Origin of the sequence: Nitrosospira sp. Nsp1 (assembly GCF_900100985.1) — a bacterium.
GTDB lineage: Bacteria > Pseudomonadota > Gammaproteobacteria > Burkholderiales > Nitrosomonadaceae > Nitrosospira.
Genome location: NZ_FMUF01000008.1, coordinates 70190 through 89068, shown reverse-complemented (window position 1 = coordinate 89068; position 18879 = coordinate 70190). Strand labels below are relative to the sequence as shown.

At 52.7% G+C, this 18879-nt stretch carries 18 protein-coding genes; all 18 read right to left on the bottom strand.

The genetic code is table 11. The features are described 5' to 3' along the window. Nucleotides 1-8: 8 nt before the first annotated feature. Nucleotides 9-1376: a phenylacetate--CoA ligase family protein gene (locus BLP78_RS07095; RefSeq protein WP_090457945.1), complete on the bottom strand. Its 1368-nt coding sequence runs from the start codon at nt 1374-1376 to the stop codon at nt 9-11. Nucleotides 1377-1449: 73 nt separating this feature from the next. Then, nucleotides 1450-3363: an acyltransferase family protein gene (locus tag BLP78_RS07090; RefSeq protein WP_218118935.1), complete on the bottom strand. Its 1914-nt coding sequence runs from the start codon at nt 3361-3363 to the stop codon at nt 1450-1452. Between the two features lie 324 nt (nt 3364-3687). Beyond that, entirely contained in the window at nt 3688-4779 is a 1092-nt protein-coding gene (locus BLP78_RS07085; protein ID WP_090457943.1) for a glycosyltransferase family 4 protein, read from the bottom strand. Continuing rightward, complete coding sequence (locus tag BLP78_RS07080) at nt 4776-5993, bottom strand: TIGR04063 family PEP-CTERM/XrtA system glycosyltransferase (RefSeq protein WP_090457941.1); 1218 nt, start codon at nt 5991-5993, stop codon at nt 4776-4778. The genes BLP78_RS07085 and BLP78_RS07080 overlap by 4 nt, the downstream gene beginning before the upstream one ends. A gap of 205 nt (nt 5994-6198) precedes the next feature. Then, nucleotides 6199-7908, bottom strand: a complete 1710-nt coding sequence (locus BLP78_RS07075) for an ArnT family glycosyltransferase (protein WP_143002907.1) — start codon at nt 7906-7908, stop codon at nt 6199-6201. Nucleotides 7909-7912: 4 nt separating this feature from the next. After that, entirely contained in the window at nt 7913-9034 is a 1122-nt protein-coding gene (rffA, locus tag BLP78_RS07070) for a dTDP-4-amino-4,6-dideoxygalactose transaminase (RefSeq protein ID WP_090457936.1), read from the bottom strand. Nucleotides 9035-9083: 49 nt separating this feature from the next. Further along, nucleotides 9084-9467, bottom strand: coding sequence for an EamA family transporter (locus BLP78_RS07065; RefSeq protein WP_218118934.1), 384 nt, complete (start codon nt 9465-9467; stop codon nt 9084-9086). Nucleotides 9468-9474: 7 nt separating this feature from the next. Continuing rightward, complete coding sequence (locus BLP78_RS07060; RefSeq protein WP_090457934.1) at nt 9475-10188, bottom strand: WbqC family protein; 714 nt, start codon at nt 10186-10188, stop codon at nt 9475-9477. A gap of 12 nt (nt 10189-10200) precedes the next feature. Beyond that, nucleotides 10201-10884, bottom strand: a complete 684-nt coding sequence (locus BLP78_RS07055) for an acetyltransferase (protein ID WP_090457931.1) — start codon at nt 10882-10884, stop codon at nt 10201-10203. Then, on the bottom strand, nt 10881-11117 hold the full coding sequence (locus BLP78_RS07050; RefSeq protein WP_090458009.1) for an acyl carrier protein: 237 nt from the start codon (nt 11115-11117) through the stop codon (nt 10881-10883). The genes BLP78_RS07055 and BLP78_RS07050 overlap by 4 nt, the downstream gene beginning before the upstream one ends. A 7-nt stretch (nt 11118-11124) precedes the next feature. Then, nucleotides 11125-12894: an HAD-IIIC family phosphatase gene (locus BLP78_RS07045; protein ID WP_143002906.1), complete on the bottom strand. Its 1770-nt coding sequence runs from the start codon at nt 12892-12894 to the stop codon at nt 11125-11127. A gap of 27 nt (nt 12895-12921) precedes the next feature. Further along, nucleotides 12922-13335 (bottom strand): VOC family protein, encoded by a 414-nt coding sequence (locus tag BLP78_RS07040; RefSeq protein WP_090457927.1) that lies wholly within the window; start codon nt 13333-13335, stop codon nt 12922-12924. Between the two features lie 101 nt (nt 13336-13436). Then, on the bottom strand, nt 13437-14159 hold the full coding sequence (locus tag BLP78_RS07035; RefSeq protein ID WP_090457924.1) for a class I SAM-dependent methyltransferase: 723 nt from the start codon (nt 14157-14159) through the stop codon (nt 13437-13439). 223 nt (nt 14160-14382) lie between these two features. Further along, nucleotides 14383-14970: an acyltransferase gene (locus BLP78_RS07030; protein ID WP_090457922.1), complete on the bottom strand. Its 588-nt coding sequence runs from the start codon at nt 14968-14970 to the stop codon at nt 14383-14385. 61 nt (nt 14971-15031) lie between these two features. Further along, nucleotides 15032-15985 (bottom strand): glycosyltransferase family 2 protein, encoded by a 954-nt coding sequence (locus BLP78_RS07025; RefSeq protein ID WP_090457920.1) that lies wholly within the window; start codon nt 15983-15985, stop codon nt 15032-15034. A 172-nt stretch (nt 15986-16157) separates the two neighbouring features. Then, complete coding sequence (locus BLP78_RS07020; RefSeq protein ID WP_090457918.1) at nt 16158-17459, bottom strand: ArnT family glycosyltransferase; 1302 nt, start codon at nt 17457-17459, stop codon at nt 16158-16160. A 262-nt stretch (nt 17460-17721) separates the two neighbouring features. Next, nucleotides 17722-18111: a GtrA family protein gene (locus tag BLP78_RS07015; RefSeq protein ID WP_090457916.1), complete on the bottom strand. Its 390-nt coding sequence runs from the start codon at nt 18109-18111 to the stop codon at nt 17722-17724. Nucleotides 18112-18159: 48 nt separating this feature from the next. Beyond that, the gene (locus BLP78_RS07010) at nt 18160-18864 is read right to left on the bottom strand and encodes a class I SAM-dependent methyltransferase (protein WP_090457913.1); all 705 of its coding nucleotides are present in this window, start codon (nt 18862-18864) and stop codon (nt 18160-18162) included. Nucleotides 18865-18879 lie beyond the last annotated feature (15 nt).

Sequence of the window (18879 nt, the reverse complement as noted above, 5' to 3'; positions counted from 1 at the left end):
TCCTTTTGTTATAAGTTGTTAACGGAACCCAAGCCAACTTTGCTCACAACATAACGGAACTTGCCCGATTTTTCCAGCGGAATTTCATTTACCTCTTCGACAACGATTTCCACTCCCTGGCCCAGCCTGGCCTTGAACCCCCCCTTGACTTTACTGGTCAGCCCAACCTCTAGTCTTTCATCCAAGACCACCCATACGCGCGTCAGATTCAGATCTTCCTGGATGATCTTGAAATTGCGTACCTGAGGAAGGTCGCGCAGGATATAAATGAGCGCCAGGCCGTGAATAACCGTGCCATTCTGTGCAACAAGAAAATCGGTACTGCGGCCCTGGATTTCCTTGAGCAGGGGAAGCCCTCTTCCACAAATGCAGAGCTTGCTGTCCAGTACGCCGATATCGCCGGTACGATAGCGGATGAAGGGAAAATCCCCAGTGGCCAGATGGGTGATGGTAATCTCTCCGGCTTCGCCGTGGGGCAGCGGCGCGCCCTGCTGATCCACAATTTCGACGATGATATCCTCTGCGGTAATATGCATGCCGCCCTGCGGGCATTCGTGGGCGATAAAACCGGCATCGCGCCCACCGTAGCCATTGGCCACCGGACATCCGAATATTCTACTGATCTGCTGGCGCTGCTCGTCGTAAAGCCGTTCTGAAGTAACGAATGCGACGCGGATGCCCAGATCGTCCATACGGCGCCCGCAGGCCTCGGCATGGCGGGCAATATGCGATAGGGCAGAGGGATAGCCGAAAAGCATTTTAGGGCGAATAGCACGGATTTCATGCAGGAACTGGTCGAGTTTTTGTGCCGACATTTCGAAGGCGGGGAGCAGGCGGGTCCTGAGCAGCTTGTCGCGAAGCGCGCGAAGGCCGTCCTGGGCGCCAAGTTCAATGGGTGAGCCCCAGATGACAACCTCGGGGTCACCGATATCCACGTCCCACCAGCGTGTGGCGCGCCACTTTGCGGCGACATCATGGCTGATGCGCTCTTTGCCGATATAAAATATCAGCGGTTCGCCGCTGGAACCGCCGGTGTTAAAGCGGGCGAGGTTTCGGCTATTTGCAGATTTCAACGCTTCGGTATTGGCGCGAATTTTGGGTTTATCCAGAAGAGGCAGGCATGCCAGGTCTTCGAGGCTGTGCATGTCTGCCGCCTTGAACCCGATGCTTGTGAACAGGTCGCGGTAATAGGGGACATGTGTCTGGACGTGGGTAAGCAACCGCTGCAGTTTGAAAAGCTGAAGCGCTTCCAGATGTTCTGTATCCCACCATTGAGATAGCTCCATATCTTTGCGAACCGCAACGCTGCTGTGATTTTTGATGCGCTCGTGCAGTGGGAAAACAAGGCTGGAGATCAGTAATGTATATAAGCTCATTTTGAAGAATCTCGCAGACTTGCCGCTGCCTGGTAGCGAATTATGCCGGGGAAGAGATTATGCTTTCGCCGCATCATGGCTGCCAGAAGCGGGAAACCAGATACTCGGAGCCGGCTTCTGTGAGATGCGAAACGTCCCAATGCATCATTGATTCGACGCGATCGCCCACTCTTGTAAGACACCCGTTCATGTCGCATAAAATGGTGTATGGCGAGATGAAGTTTGCTCCATGCCCTTCAGCAAATTCTATCATCTGCGAATCGAGTTGCTTAACCGCAGGATCCAATCCAAGCATGGTACGCCGAGGCAGTTCGGAAAAACCCACACCGAAGCGGGTTAGAACAACGGGTAGGGAAGGATGCCACCTGGGCACGGGGCCTATGATATCTATCCGCTTGATTCCCAGCTTTTTCAGCCCTTGCATGGTTTTCTCAAGCTTTTCCCATTTGTAGTTACCCCATACCGCTGCGAGAATAACCCTATCGGGCAGCTCTTCCGTGATTCTCGCGAAAACAAAATCATTGATATCGCGGCAACCCGCTCTGGAGTCGCTATTGAGGAATGGGGGGCAGGCGCTGGCTGTCAGGTATGTAACTTTATGGTCTGCCGCGAGTTGTTTTTTTAGACCGGAATACAGATGTGCAGCGTGGGAATCGCCCCACAGGAACACGGATTCGACCGGGGAAGGCGGCAGTTCCGTACATTCCCCAAATGAAGTGCTGTCCTGCTCCGGCCCCAGAAAACAGGGCTCACTCGGGAACCCCCTTGTGTGATTTTCGGGGTCGTCGCCAAAAGCCATGATTTCCTGCTGTTCGGGAGTGAGTCGATCAGGAAATCCTTCCATGCGGTGTCCGGCGAAGCCCAACCCGATAAAGAGCAGCGAACCGACCACGGATGAAAGGAAGATCTGCTTGCGAGAGAATTTTCGTTTGTCCCTGACAGGTTTCTCGACGAACTGCCAGGTGAGATACCCCATGCCTACGGAAAGAACGCCCAAGGCCGAAAAAACCAGCAGGGATGGCTTGTCCGGGCTATAGATGCGGGCAAATGCGAACAAGGGCTGGTGCCAAAGGTAGACGCTGTATGAAATAAGCCCGATACCGACCATTCCGCGCAATGAAAGGAACCTGCCAACCAGGGTATCGCGATTAGCGAAAGCGATAATCAGCGCTGCGCCGAGCGTGGGCGGCACCGCATATAAGCCCGGGAATCGGGTTGACTGCTCATAGAGGACGGTGGGTGCCAGAATTAATATGAGCCCTGTGACGCTAAGGAAATTGCGCAGCATCAGACTCAGGCGCTGTTCAGGTATGCCACTTGCCGAAACGATCGCAAGGAAGGAACCCAGTGCAAGCTCCCAGGCCCGTGTAGGCGCCAGATAGAAGTTGCCCACGGGATAGGCGCGCGAGGCCCATTCGCTGAGCCCGAATGAAACCAGTGCGGTGACGGCGACAAGCAATGTCAGTGCTTTTGGCCCCCATCTCCAGCACAAGAGCACGAGCAACGGAAAGCCAATATAGTATTGCTCTTCGACGCCGAGACTCCAGGTATGAAGCAGCGGTTTTTCATCGCTGTCGAGGTCGAAGTAGCCGCTCTTCAGGAAAAAATAAATATTGGGTGCAAAAAGGGAGGCGGCGACCATGCTTTGCGAGAAAGCCTTGAGGTGGTGCGGTGTCATCCAGAACCAGGCAAACGGAAGACTTGCCAGCATCACCAGGAACAGGGGCGGCAGGATGCGGCGCGCGCGCCGCTCGTAGAAACTCACGATAGAAAATTTGCCGGCCTTGTGTTCGCTGAGAATTATCGAGGTGATGAGATAGCCGCTGATGACAAAGAACACGTCCACGCCGATGTAGCCGCCGCTAAACCACTCAAAACCAGCATGAAAAAGAACGACGGGGATAACCGCGATGGCCCTCAGTCCATCAACTTCGGCTCGATATTTGAATCCCCCTGCGTGTTCTTTCACCACGCTTTGCGGTATCACGGCAGCTTCACCTCATGCCTTTTTTACACGTTATCAACTTAAATCTATATATCCGGCAACTGACCGCTCATTTTTCAGCTCATTTGCCGGTAAGCGCTATGACCGGAGAGGATTTTTGTACCCGTGAGCTTCACCTTCCTGGCGAGCTCGCTACGGAGCGGATCAGGTTAATCAGTTTATCGCAGTCTTGAAGCAAGACGTGGACGGTTTTGCGATAGTTCACCTTGGCAGCGTTGCAAAGCCTGAGCCAAGAGGCATCTGATTTTTAGATTGGTGCAAGGCGCTACATTGACGCTGGCCACCTTGAAAGAGGCCATGATTTTGTCATTTTTCCAGCGCATGCCTGTAAACGCGGAGCAGACGATCCCGAACATTGGGCCATGTGTAATGTTGCACGGCCTCGATTCCGGCCTTGCTGAGCCGCGCTGCCTTGGCGGGGTCGTGTAGCAGTGCAAGAACGGCGTTGGCCATGGCCTCCGGGTTTTGCGGGGGAACGAGTAAAGCGGTCTTTTCATGTTCCACCAGAAAGGGCACCCCGCCGACATCCGTGCTCACTACGGGAACGCTACTGGCCAATGCTTCCAGCAATGAGATGGGCATGTTATCGACCAGGCTGGGATTGATCATGATATCGGCGCTCTGGTATAGAACGGCCATGCCCTCATTGTCTATGCGACCCGTGAATGTAACCACATCCGCCAGGCCCAATCTGCAGGCAAGTTCTTCCAGCATCTGCCGCTCCGGCCCGGACCCGGCCAAGGTGAGTTTTGCCGCTGGAAACGCGTGTTTTACGATATTGAAGGCGCGCAAGGCAGTGGCGTTGTCGTAAATCGGCTCCAGGTTACGGGTAACGATGATATGCGGAAAATCCGCTTTCAGCGGGAACGCGGGGCGCGTTGCCGCCCCGAAGCGGCTAAGGTCGATAATGTTGGGTACGATGCTGGTGGAGAAGCCTCGCTTTCCAAATACAGCTTCGAGAAAGCCGGAAGGAACGATGATTGCATCGGCCCGATGCAGGCTTGGCTTTACCCAGAAAAAAGCCTTATTGAAAAAAACATCCGCCTCGCCGCCTCGGTAATTGATAATGACGGGTATGTTTCTGATCCTGGCTACCCAGATGGCCGGGGCGGCAAAAAGGTGCCATGACCAGCCGGAATTAGCCATCACATGAAATAACTGAACCCGGCTTGCTGAAAACCAGAGGTGAGTAAGATAAGGGAACAGCCGAAAACCTGCCCTTATCCCCTTGAGCCTGCCAATCCAGCGCGGATGGTAGGGACGGTTGACCTGAATCAGCTCCACCGTGGCATCCTCCTCACGCAGCAGCCGGGCTAATTGCAGCATCTGGTTCGCCATTCCCCCCGAAGGTGGCGGTAGAGGCCCAACCAGGCCGATGCGTAAACCGGTTGCTTTCACGGCAACGATTGCTTTGCGACAAGCGAGGCGTAGACACTCCGGTAACGGGCAACGCTGACGGGCCAATTACGCTGCGTTTCTACAAAGCTTCGGGCTGCGTCGCGCAGGCCAGGCCATCGATCGCCACTGGCAAGAAGGTTCAGCACCTTCGATGCCAGGGCATGCGGATCGCCAGCCTTGAAAAGGACGCCGGTCTTTCCGTCCTCGATTAATTCCAGATGGCCGCCGACATCCGATGCCGCAACGATTCTGCCTTGTGCCATGGCTTCGAGGGGCTTGAGTGGCGTGACGAGGTCGGTGAGCCGCATTTGCAGGCGGGGATAGATGAGAATATCGATCAGATTGTAATAGCGGGGGACCTGCTCATGAGGAATGCGGCCGGTGAAGATCACCTTGTCTTCGAGGCGCAACTGTGTAGCTACGGCTTTTAATTCTTTTTCTTGCGGGCCGCCACCAACCAGCAGGACGCGAATGTCGGGATTTCCGGCCAGCATTTCCGGTAGTGCCCGCAACAGGACGGTCAAGCCCTCATAAGCATAAAATGAACCGATGAAGCCTAGCAGCGTTTTTCCCTCAACGCCGAGATCTTTGGCAAGCTGCGGGTCCCGGCTTTTGCCCACGCTGAAGTTTTCGATATTCACGGCATTGGGGATGACCGTTATCTTTTCCGATGCGATGCCTCGCCCGAGGATGTCACCGCGCAGGCCTTCGCAAATGGTGGTTATGGCATCAACACGCCTCAAGGCGTAACTCTCCAACCCCCGTGTAAGGCGATATCGTATTCCCCATTCGCGACTGGTGCCGTGATCCACGGCCGCGTCTTCCCAGAATGCCCTGATTTCATAGACGACCGGAATGCCCAGCCTGCGGCCTACGCGCAGAGCAGGTATGGCGTTAAGTACCGGGGAGTGGGCGTGCAGGATATCCGGCTTGACGATCCGGGCCACCTCGCTCAGGCGGCGAGTAAGAGTATCGATGACAGAAACCTGATTCAGGACGGGCAGTTTCGCTCCTAAACCTGTTGCCGCCGGCGTCCTGTAAAAGCGCCACCCTTCGACATCTTCTTCCGGCACTCTGCAATTTTCCTGTTTTGATCCGGTCAGGTGAAAGGTTTCCCAACCCAGAGCGCGCTGCTCTTTGAGAATGGAGAGCGTCCTGAATGTATAGCCACTGTGGAGGGGAATGGAATGGTCGAGAATATGCAGGATTCGCATCAATTTACTTGGGTTGTCCTTGTATGCTATAGAGTTATTACGGCGGATCAGCGAAAAGATTCAAGTGCTACGCCTGGTTGTGGACGATATACCATGTTTAATAAAATGATATGGTGCACAACCATTGGTTTTCGGCTTTAGCTTTTCCTTGCCATGCTATCCGAGTTTGGCAAGCTGGGCGCAAATTCCGGGGGAAACAGCTTATTCATCGGGATTTGTTCTGCTGAGGCTTCAATTTGATTTCCATGCCCATATGCGGCAGTGGAATAACGAGATCACCTGCCTGTTCCTTTTTATCCAGGTAGCGGTAAACCCGGATTGACAGGTTATCAAACTCCGGCACATTGGTGAGAACCGGGATTTCCCTGATCGCCCGAAACCGGTGATCGTCCATGGCTTTAACCAGGAGTTTGAATTCAGGCAGATCCACTACGTCGCGGCTCTCGATCACAACGATGCCTACCCCGTAACGGTCGATTAACCCGACGACATCTTCTACGTTCTGGACATAGGAGACCATGCCGAATGACTTATGCACCGCCATGGATACCAGGATCTTGTCGGCTCGCAATACCGCCTTGTTCTTGCCGGGATCGACGGCACGCAGGTGAAAGATGAAATTGCCGTCATGTTTCCCGGCAAACAGAATCAGGCCGGTATCGTCCTGCCCGGCGACAAATTCAGCCGCCTGTTCGTATCCTGCGACGTAAGGGTGCGGCTTGGTCGAGCCCGCATATACATTCCAGCCGGCAAGCACGGCCAGAAACACGAACGCAGCTCGCCGGATACCGGCGTTCAGCACGACTCCCCGGCTTAACGGCATGCAGGCCAGCAATGCCAGTGGGGGCAAGGCATACATGGTGTAGCGCGGAACATTCCCTTCGCCGCTTCCGACGACCAATGTCGTAAACAGATACGAGGCCGCGAGCCAAAAAAAGATCAGCGAATCCTGCGGCTTGCCCCTGGTACCTATGCCTGCCCGAAGGGCAGTCCCTATCAGGATGGCGATACCGAGCGGCCATCGGCAAACATCCCACAGTGCTGACCAAAAATATCCCCAGCGCCTTCCGTTGAACAGTTGCGAGCTATTCGAACCGAATTGATCCACCAGGGAGTTGACCGGTACTGCACCGAACTTGAGCGCATGCATGGTGAGCAACGCGATTGCGGTGCCGACGATGATGTATGCCAGTGCAGCCTCTTTGCGCCATAGCAACCGTCCATGTCCGGTCAGCAATGCGTAGGCCAGCAAGGCGGGCAGGATGAAGACGGTGGTCTGCTTGAGCAGCAGCATGGATGCCAGCGCAAGCCCGGCAAGTCCGGCGCGACGCCAATCCGGAAGAGCCAGATAACGTTCGAATGCGAGAATCGACACAATGATCATCGCCACTGCCGGAACTTCCAGCATGACGGAACGTGTCCAATCGAGCACGCCGGGGGTCGAAAGATAGAGCAGACAGGAAAGCACGGCCACCGCTCTTCCCCAAATCGGGCTCGTCCAGGCATACCACGCCGATACGCCAGCCAGAGCAAATGCCATTACGGTGAGATGCGCACTGAATTCGGTAATCCCGAACACAGCGAAAAAAACAGATTCCACGACGGGGAAAAATGGTGGATACCAGTTTAATGCCAGGGCAGGATATTGAGCAAAATACTGAAGAGCGTACTCATAGGGCGCCTTCCAAGGCATGTCCTGCCAGAGATCAAAAAAGAAGACGCCATTCATGGCATGGCGGGATTCATCGGTCCACCAGAATTCGCCGGGATGCAGGGACTTCCAGAAGAGCAGGCACACGCCGCACCACAGCACCAGCAGAGCCAGCACATCGCGGGAATTGAGGCTTACGTCCGATTCGAGCTTTGAGTCAGCCCGATCAGTTTGCACCGAATGCCGTACGCTTGGCGTGGTCATCTCTTCATAACTCTGCAATGACCTTCAGGATGACTTCGCTTTGGAACTCTTCCAACCCCAGCCATAACGGCAACCGCACCAACCGTTCGCTCAGCAATTGCGTCTGGGCTAGCGATCCGGATTTGCGGCCGTGCTTTTCTCCCATGGGAGAGCTGTCAAGCGGCACGTAGTGAAAGACGGTCCCTATTCCCTTCTGTTTGAGCCCGGCGATGAAGGTGCTGCGCTTGTCGAGATTCGGCAACAAAAGATAGTACATGTGCGCGTTGTGTGTGCAATCGGAAGGGATAACCGGACGGCGTATTTTGCCCTGCATTTCAAGCGTATCGAAGTTATCATGGTAGGTGTTCCAGATATCCAGCCGGCGATTCGTGATGGAATCGGCCTCTTCCATTTGGGCCCATAGAAAAGCAGCGATCAGTTCACTCGGAAGATAGGATGAACCGAAATCAACCCAAGTGTATTTATCGACCTGACCGCGAAAAAAAAGACTGCGGTTTGTGCCCTTTTCCCTGATTATCTCGGCCTTTTCAGCAAAATTCGGCGCATTTATCAATAGGGCGCCACCTTCTCCCGAAATGATGTTCTTGGTCTCGTGGAAACTCAAAGCGGCGAGATGCCCGATACTCCCCAGTGGCCGCCCTTTATAGGTGGACATGATGCCCTGCGCGGCGTCTTCGATCACCAGCAAGCCGTGCCTTTCTGCTATCGACATGATGGTGTCCATCTCACAGGCGACGCCCGCATAATGAACTGCCACAATGGCCCTTGTTTTCGGCGTAATTGCCGCCTCTATCAAAGCCTCATCGATGTTGAAGGTGTCAGGCCGAATGTCGACGAATACCGGTACGCCCCCCCTCAATGCAAACGCATTGGCGGTCGAGACAAAAGTGTAGGAGGGCATGATGATCTCATCGCCGGGATGAATGTCAGCAAGAATCGCCGCCATCTCCAGCGCAGCCGTGCAGGAATGCGTCAGCAATGCTTTCTCACATCCGATGCGATGCTCCAGCCATGCGTTGCACTTTTTGGTAAAAATCCCGTCACCGGCGAGATGGCCGCTGGCATGAGCCTGGCTCACGTACCACAGCTCTTTTCCAGTCATGTAAGGCTTGTTGAATGGGATCATGGCTGCGCTTGCGTTTGGGTCGTATTCACAAAAAATAAGGTTGCGGGTGCTAGGCGCGCGCAATAATAATCAAGCCGCCAACTACCATTATCGTGCCGATAACGCTCTGTGTGGTGAGTGACTCATTCAGGAAAATCACCGAGAAAATCATAACGATGACAAACGCCAGGCTCATGAAAGGATAAGCGTAATTGAGCTCGAAACGGGTCATGGCCGCCATCCAGGCAAGCGAGGCAAGAAAAGCGGAAAGCAAACCTGATATGATCCATGGGTTAAAGAACTGCTGGAGAAGAAATAAAAGCTTATCCAACCCGCCTTCGGGCATGCCGCGCGTTTGCGCCATCTGCCACCTGAGCACCAACTGGCCATATACCGTGAACAGCAGAGTCAGCAGGATGTAGATATGTCCCGCCATATCGAATCGTCCGTTCATCTTTTCCTCATGCTTGATATTCGTTCTGACGCCATCCCCAGATGTAATGAGGCGCTTCCGGTCCCGCATTCATCAGCAGATCGAGTATGGTGACGAAGGGCGAGAATGGCGAAAAACATTGCCGATAAGGGGGATATGCCGGATATTCCTTATACACCAGTTCAATGCCGGCCTCCACAAACATGGGCTCATCGATATAATCCCTGGCTGAAGGACCGCTGATATATTTTGTCGCGCCTACGCTCTCCAGGATACCGATTAACCGCTCGGTTTTGCGGCCATTGACGCCGAGAAGCCGGCTGTCGGCAAACTGTGTATGAATTCCCAAAATATTGGAGAGATGCCTTATGGCACGCTGATTGTAATCAGAGAGACTTGTTATTGTATTGGCATACAGGAAATCCAGCAGCGGTTGCGATTCCTCGATGAAAGGCGCATTTCGGTAATTCTGCTCAATGATGCTTCTGTGTTGCTGCTTCCAGCTTTGATCCGGAATTTCCACCTCGCATATCAGGCGCTTCAAGTCGTGACCTGCTGGAATGGTAAGCCACCGCGGCCCGTCCCGGGTCATCAATTTGTTCCGGTGGCGCCAGTCGGAATGCGTATATTGGACATCGTCATAAAAAATGAAAAGATCGACGTCATGGATGAGATCGAAATAACCCTTCCAGGGGATATAGTTCGATTGGAGGATGGCAACCTTCTTGCAGCTGGCTTGCATAAAGTGATTCGGCTAGAGTAGTGATTGCAGCCGCTGGCTGGGAACGCCCGCTTCCGGACTGGCTGCGGCAAGATGGGCGGTATTCTCCTTGGTGCTCGCGATAATCAGCGCACCCGCCCCAACCAGGGTCCGCTCCGCCAAGGTGATCTTGTCACGAAGCGTGGCATTTACACCGACGAAACTATGAGCGCCGATCTTCACATGGCCTGAGACGACTGCATGCGCGGCAATGAAACAATTATCGCCGATTTCGACGTGATGACTCACTAGGCTACCGCACCAGATGATGACATTATTACCTATCCGCACGAAAGGCTGGATTATATTTCCTTCCATGATGAAACAATTTTCGCCAATGACCAGATCGCCCCATGTCACGCTCCTGCTGCTGATATATGTTGCAAGGCGGTAGCCTCGCGATTTAGCTTCGAAACACTTTTCCGCTCGAGCCTGATTGAGGCGAGCATAGCCTATCGCCACAAACATGTCATATTCCTGGGGTGCATAGTGTGCATGCACCTCCTCAAAGGCCAGCACGGGCAACCCCATGCATTGATCCTGCTGCAGGTGAGCGCCATCCACGGTGAAGGCGACCACCTGCCGGAGGCTATCATGAGTAAAGTAAAAGTAGGCCAGTTGGGCCAGTTCGCCTACACCGAAGATGATCAAAGGCCGATCACGCCGCTCATTATTCATGAGCATTTAATCCGCAGCGCCTCCAATAAGAGGTTCAGGCTGTTTATACCCGCTATTTCCTGGTCGTTGAACTCGACGCCGAATTCATCCTCCAGAGCCAGGATCAAATTCATGTGCTTGAGCGAATCCCAGGCCGCAAGCGTCTCGCGGGAAGCATCCACGGAAATATCTTGCGGCGGGATTTGCAGTACTTTGCCCATGACAACGCGGGTACGGCGCTCTATATCAGACATAAGGGTGTTATTCTCTTTCGACATGGATAAAAAAAGGGGACGCTATCTCAGGCATGGAAGCCGGCAACCTGTAGCGCCGATCTCCTTTCACTTCTTCCAGGAGCGTGAAACCTAACCCGCCCCAGAAATCGGCTACCTGGTTATTCTTGGCTGAGGGCAGGTATTCCGCCTCCCACGCTTGAACTTGCCAGTCTGCCACAATGTGCCGCATGCACTCTAGAACGAATGCGAACTCGAGCTGGCGGCCGAGTGCTCTGCAACTCATCAGAAGAGAATCGACCACCGCGGTATCTTGCCGCCGTTGGGCGATAAAAACACCTGTCAACCCAAGAGAGCCAAAGCGATCACGGGCTGATAAAGTATAGACGCGAGCGTCTGGGGAGGCGCGAAAGTTCGCGATCTCGTGGTCAGAATAGCGCCGGGTCGTCAAGTTAAACTGGTTCGTTTTCTGCGTCAATTGCGCAACCCGCCTGGCTTCCCCATCGGTGGCGGCGTGGATGGCCGCCACCTGCCCCAGCGATGAAAGATAGTCCTCCAGATTTGCATGCTGGTTGCGCTCGGTTCTCCGCTGCGCCTCGGTCTGATAAAGGCTGGCGCGTATCCTATCCTCCTGGCTGATGATCAGCGTATCGAACAAGCCGTCGCGTAACAGCAATGCCGGGTATTCATAGAGCCGATCCGGCACCTGCAGGGTGGTGACTTGAGGTAATACCTGCCTCAATAATTCCAGCTCCCGAGGATTGTCGTCCACAAATACGAATGCATCGAGACCAAGATTCAATTCCTTTGCCAGACCCGCCAGGTTAGCGGCCTTGTCGTTCCAGTTGATTCGGAAAGCGGACAGATGGGTGCGCTTGAGCAGACTCCACGGATGGTTATCCAGTACCTCAAGCACATCCTGTTCGTTGTTCTTGGAACAAAGCGCAATCAGCACTCCGCGCTCGGCCAATTGCAGAACGTTCTTCTGGAAATCGTAGTACACGCGTCCTGGGTAATCATGACCATCCAACTGGATACCTTCGATGCCATCCTCCCCGATTACACCTCCCCAGAGCGTGTTATCGCAATCCAGGACCAGGCACTTCTTGCCGCGTCCGTTGAGGGTAAGCACAACCTTTACCAGTTCACGCGCCAGCGCATCGAGAAAGGGCCGTTTGAACGGTGCCTTGGAAATATACCAGTACCGATAGTCCATCGCCTCGGCTTCGCCTATTCGATGTGCAAGCCGATCCCAATCCATTAAACAAAAGCGTGGGCTGTGCTCACGAACAAAGTTTCGCACAAAATCATTCAGTCTGGTTACCTGGCTGGCAACATCCAAAGCAGCGATTAAAACGCCTATCTCGGAATAAAAAGGAACGATGAACGTATTGAGGGCGATAGTGGGCACGTCGGTCGCCATCAAGACCGCAAAAATCGCACTCAACTCTTCTTGTGAACGGGAAGCGTCCCAGCCGGGCAGACCGTAGCTGGAATCCAACTCCTCAAGCATGAATGCTGTTACCAGAATGTTTGGACTACATTTAACCAGAGGCGAGTCCGGCGATACGAGGTCCTGACGCAGCGATCCATAACCACCGAAAACCAGAGTCGGCCGCATCCCGATCGCCAGCATGTGGTAGCGCAGGTAAGGCTCGATGCCTTCCAGCGTTATGTTACGCAAGAAGCCGAAGCGATACTCGGGAACCGTTGACGACAGCGCGGCATACATCGTATCGCCGGTACTGATCAGATCGGATAACGCCGGGGGGATATCCATGGGGAATGAGGAAGCCACTGCAACCACTCTAGTCTGTCGATATCATCAGGCGGGCTCCAATAACTCGATTATGCCAAAATCCTTGATCATGTAGAAGCTGACCTGCCTGTTATTGAAAAGGATCGCGGGCTTGGGAGCCGATATACAGATCACGCGGAACCCGGCTGCCTTCATGGCCTCAAGGCTGGCATCGAGATTCTCCGTTTCGTAACAAAGATGGTAGATGCTTTCATTCGATGTAGCGAGAATTGCATCCAGCGGACCCTGCCCCTCGGCTGGACCGACCAACTCCACGGTAGGCATGGAGAAGTGGGTACACAACCAGAGATTCACGTTTTGTAGCGGGTCGTAGACCTCCATGGCCACCTCATGACCCAGCCCCCGGAGGAATCGAAGGGTCTGCTCCGGCCGTCTGCTGGCCAGACCAAAATGGTGGAAGCGAAGAAGAAACGCTTGCATTGGAGATATCGTTTCAGTTACGAAGCTGCTTGGAGGGCTCTATATCGAGCACTCAAGAAATTGGTAAATTGTGGTGGGCGGGGATTTGCTGGATATTCCGTCTACCTGGGCCAGCTCGCCCGCATTAATAACGAATTGCACAATTCGGGATAACTGACGCCTACTTTGAGCATGGCCTGCAAAATCGCTTCGCTGAGATTCAAATCGAGCATCTGCTGTGTCGTGATCGGTTTGAGCAAGAGGCCTTCAACCTTGCGCACCTCCAACCCCTCGCTCTGCACCATCGCAAGCAAAGACTCCAGCGTGAAATAGCGTTTATGGCCGAACTCGAGATCCGCTGAGCTTAAAGCGCCCATGTCGGCGAGCAAGCCCGCGGCGTGCCCGAAACGGCGATGCAAAGACTCAGCGTTGGGGACAGCAATGTATATCGATCCATCCGGGGATAACAGGCGGGCATACTTTCGGATAATCAAAGCAGGATCGTCCACATGCTCAAGAATAAAGCCCATGCTGACAGCATCGAAGCGCTCGTCGGTCTCGAAGTCCTCGAAATAACCATGGATGATATCGATTCCTTCAGTTGCAAAACGCTCGCGGAAGCGATCGATCATTTCCTGGGAGCCTTCCAGCACGCGATAGCGCTGGAAGGCGTTGGCAAAGTATTCCGTAGAGAAACCATGTCCCAGACCCAGTTCCAGCATGCTGCCGGTTCTAGCCTGCGCCATGTCCACAACTCGCTGCGGATACCACTGCAGGGTCAGATTATTATCCAGAACATAATTTCGGTCGTACGCGGTTAAATCCTGATCAATTTCCTGGCTCATGGATATTCCTTTGTCATTCTCAATAAATGTTCTTGAGTGTATAGGTCAGGTAAGTTCTCCTTTCGAGGCTAACGGCCTCGGGATGGAGAACCTGAATGGCCGTAAAGAGGACTGAAGCATTACCCAGTGGACACAATCTTCTGCCGTAAAGAATGCAAAGCAGCTCATGAGAAGGGTTTGCACACGAGTTTCCACTCCCGGTTCTTCGAAGCCAACCCGTCATTTAATTCCTGATGGATCGTTCTGCCAAATATCTTCTTTCCAGCTCCAGGAGATCCCGGCTTCTATTTTTTATTTTTTTGGCTGGCGTCCCGAAATATACCGCCCATGGATCAGTCGACTTGGTTACCATGCTACACGAACCGATTGCGGACCCCTCTCTAAGTATTACACCGGGAACAATAACGCTTCCCGCACCGACAATGGCATGACGACCTATCTCAACCCGCGCTCTCGAGATCTTACGAAATTCCATGGGTACGGTCGGATTTGTTAACGCGTTTCCGCCATAATCATCCGATTGAGCAAATATAGTTACGCCAAATGCCAATCCCGAGAAGTCCGCCATGATAATGCCCTCGCGGCCAGCGATAATGCGACAGCCATGAGCAACGTGAACATTCTTACCAATCTCGACATTTCCGGAGAGGATACAGAAATCGTCCACGATGGAAAAATCGTCAATCGAGATGTACTCCGGCATGTAAAGACGTGAAGTACGGCTTATAAGCACATCCTGGCCCAGTTTCCTGAATTTCATTCCCTCGAGTTCTGGTCTTGTATAGTAACGATCTTTTTCTTGTTGGTTCATGGCATTCCGATAACTGAAAAGAATCGAGCGAAATAATGAAGGATTATAAAAGGGTGAATGTTCAGCGGTAAATATCCCTGACTATATACGTCGGACGGTTCTGCACCTGGGTGAATACTTTTCCGAGATATATACCGACGATGCCCGTCGCCGTGGTCAAAATACCAAGACTAAGCGTCATGACAGTCATTAGCGAGGTGAAACCCAGCAGGGTGTCGTCAAAAAATAATTTCCGAAAGATCAGGTAGAACGCGAAGGAGAAACTTAGCAGGGTTATGGTTACCCCGGTGTTGAACAGCCAAACCAGAGGCTGGGCGGAAAACGAACTGACTGCGTTAACCATCAAGCCTATACGCCGCATGAGCGTATAGGTACTGCCGCCGGCGCGCTGTTTTTTTACGATGGGCAGGCCAATCTGCTGGAATCCGGTCCAGCTCATCATCCCGCCAAGAAACAGGTTACGGTCGCCCATTTGCAGCAGCGCTTCGACATAGCGACGCGACATGATCCTTTCGGTAAGAATATTTTCGGGAATCTTTATATCGCTGAGCAAATTGAATCCCTTCCAGAACAGGCCTCCACTTATCTGCTCGAATCGTCCGCCCTTGCGCGCTTCCTGGTAACCAAAAACAACGTCGCAGTCCGATTCACGAAGCTTATGGTGAAACTCAGCCAATATTAAAGGCGATACTTCCAGGTCGCAATCGATGAGGAAGACCAGTTTCCCCTGCGCATGCTGCAATCCGGCTTGTATCGCATGATGATGGCCAAAGTTGCGTGACAGATCAATTATTGCCAGTTGGGAAATGTCAGCCCTGCGTTCCAGCGCATAGGCTAATGAATCGTCCGGGGATCCATCATTGACCAGCAATATCTCAAAGTGATCGCATTTTATATCGGATAAAGCTTGCAGGCATTCGGCAAGAAACCGCTCAAGGAACGGCCGCGATCGATACATGGTAGAGACGATGGTAATATCGGGCAGTATATCGGTAGTCTGGGGTTGTTTTGTCATCTAACACTATCCTGCCGCAGGGTAAAGGGTACTCGGGTTGTCTTGGATGTTACGCCTCGAAAAAAGCAAATCAAGCTACGGTGGACGAGCGGATTTCCTCGCGAAACGCGGCTCGACTTCCGATAGGTTTGCACTATCACACCCGAAGCAGCCATATTCCCCCCCACATCCATCATGCACCGGGGAGTGCAGCAAGTGCAGCACCCCGTTTTCTTGAATTCAACATCTCATTTACGATCCAGGCGACATACGCGATAACAAATGGCATGACAGGAAAGTGATAACGCGACTGTCCGGAAAAAACAAGACTGATAAGAGTGAAATAGATCGCGATTACCAAACCGTAATACATGGCAGGCTTTGCCGGCGTACGTAAGAGTTTCCAGATCGCTACTGCGAAGCCGCCCAACAGGAGAAAATAGTAAATCTGATTGATTACGCGCACCGACCGAAACCATTTGGCATGCTGGTCATACCAGGGGGTACCGGATTGATAGCCCCACTCCCCTTCGCCATCCATGCCCCAGAAGCGGAAGAATTTCTTGGGCATCATGCCGATAAACGTGCCGGGGTTTTCGAGAATCCACTCCTTGGCGAGCTTTCGAGCGCGTTTATCCGCCGCAACCTGGTCGGCAACGCTGAACTCGGCTTGCTTGAATAGCGGGTCGGTTTCAGAGTAATCATGCCCATAGTCCCCAACGACGGATGGATTATTCCCGGCTAAAAGAGATGTTCCACCGTTTGTCGAGACAGGAACAAATTCATCAAAAACAAGGTAGTTTCGCAAAGTCCACGGCGCTATTACAGCCAGCATCAGTATTGAAACCGCTATAGCACGGATGACTCCGGCTTTGAGGTCGAGCAGAGTCCAATCCCGGGAATAAGCAATCGCGGCGAGGATCGGTGCGAGTAGCAGCGTTTGTGTTTTTATTAATGTGGCTAAGCCCAGCGTTATGCCGCATAACAATATGGCCAAGGCAGAGTGACGGCTTAGCATCAATAGACTGACAAATAGGAGCACGCATGTGTAGAGCACTTCGGAAGCCACCAATGGTACATAGGCTGCACTATTAGGATACAGAGTGAGCAGAAAAATACTCAGGCGAGCTGTCGAACTGCTTTTAAATACTGTTTTCACAAAGTAAAAGAGCAGCCAGAAAGTGCATCCCGCCAGAACCAGATTGGCGAATTGCACCGCAATGAGATGCGGACCGGTGAAAGTAAACAAGAACGCAAGAAATGCAGGATAACCGACTGGCCAGTAAGCGGTTGGAAAGCCCCCTTCAGAATATGAGCCATGCTCTACGATGTTGACAGCCCTGCTGAAATACCACATTGCATCGGAACTTGGTTCTACAGGGACAAAAAGAAGAAGCGCAAGACGGGTTCCGATAAATACGGAAAAGCACACGGGGGTAAACCACGGATGCGTGAGCAAGGACTGAAGCCGTGCAAGTAAGATATCAACTTTCATCGTATTTTTTGAAAAAGAGCGAAAAAGTCGATCGGGGCGACTGCTGAAACACCAACATGAGCACCATTATGAGATTAGTTGATCGGGCCGGCGCTCTTCTTCCTTAAAATATTATCCTTACCCTCGTTCTCGAGGATATTACCGTGGCGGATTTTTTGCCGCCACATCTATTCGGCGGCAGTGTGACGCCTCGCCAGCCCCAGGATCTCAGATTCGGAAATGTGCTTATCGAGACGTTCCAGAGCGTCGCGAAACCTGATATTCACCCACGATTTGGGATGAAAACATAGTACCGGCTGCCAAGATAAAAGACGACGGTATAAGGTACTATGCCTATGGTCTGTGCAAGATATGAATTTATTCCAGCGCCATCCCGCAACCCGTAAAGCGTCATCAAGTTTGCAATATAGGCAAGCAGAAAAGCCAGCAGAAAACGCGCAGCAGTAGGATAAATGCCGCCATTGTGGCGAAATGTCCATTTTCTGTTAAAAAAGAAACTCAGCAGCAATCCAAAACCGTATCCGAGCAGATTAGAGACGAAGTCATCGAGTCCTGCGAGGCCTTTTGCAGCAAATATAACCGATAGACCGAATAATGTATTTGCGACCCCCACCAGAATAAAGCGTAATGGTTGCAGTAAGCTTGCAAGCACGTGTGTTCTCCACTTGCCGTTGGCGAAAAACGCGACGTAACGGGAAGGCTAGTCACCTTTTGCGGCGGTTACATAATATTGGGCACCAAGCGGTAGCCACCCCAGCGAGGCCTCGATGCTCCGGATAAAGCTGAGCAACTTTGGAAAAAAAACCCGGTAGCTCACCGACGCAGATGAAAAACCCGCTGACCTGAAATTCCTGTACATGGTGCTGGCCCTGATCAGCACGGCATTTTCATCAAAGGGACAGGAATTGACCGCCCGAACGGTAAGCGGATTGAGGGGATTATGCTCATAAATCATGACGATCCCGTTCCGCTTCAGAACGCGCCGCAGTTCCCGCAATAAATAAACATGTTCCTCGGGAGAAATATGATGGAAAACACAACAGGCGTAAGCGGCATCAAAGCTGTTATCTTCGAACGGAAGCGCCTTCCCGTCAAAAGCGATATATTTCGCCATGCTGCCGAAATTTGCAGCCGCAATTTCAAGACTGGCTTCTGAAACGTCCAGGCAAGTAAGGTGTGCAGAAGGAAAATACTTGCGGAAGAAAGGCACTGAAGTACCTACTCCCGCTCCAAAGTCGAGGAAGGACCCATCAATGTCAACACCCCGGGCCACTTGAACAATTCTTCTCAAGTCCTTCATTTTGTACTCGGCGAAGTACTCCGGGTTTTCGCCTGAGGCGACTATATTTTCGCGATGAAGCGACTTGTATTCTTCGGCAAATTTATCGAACTCTGCGCGATCCATTTGAGTTACCTGATC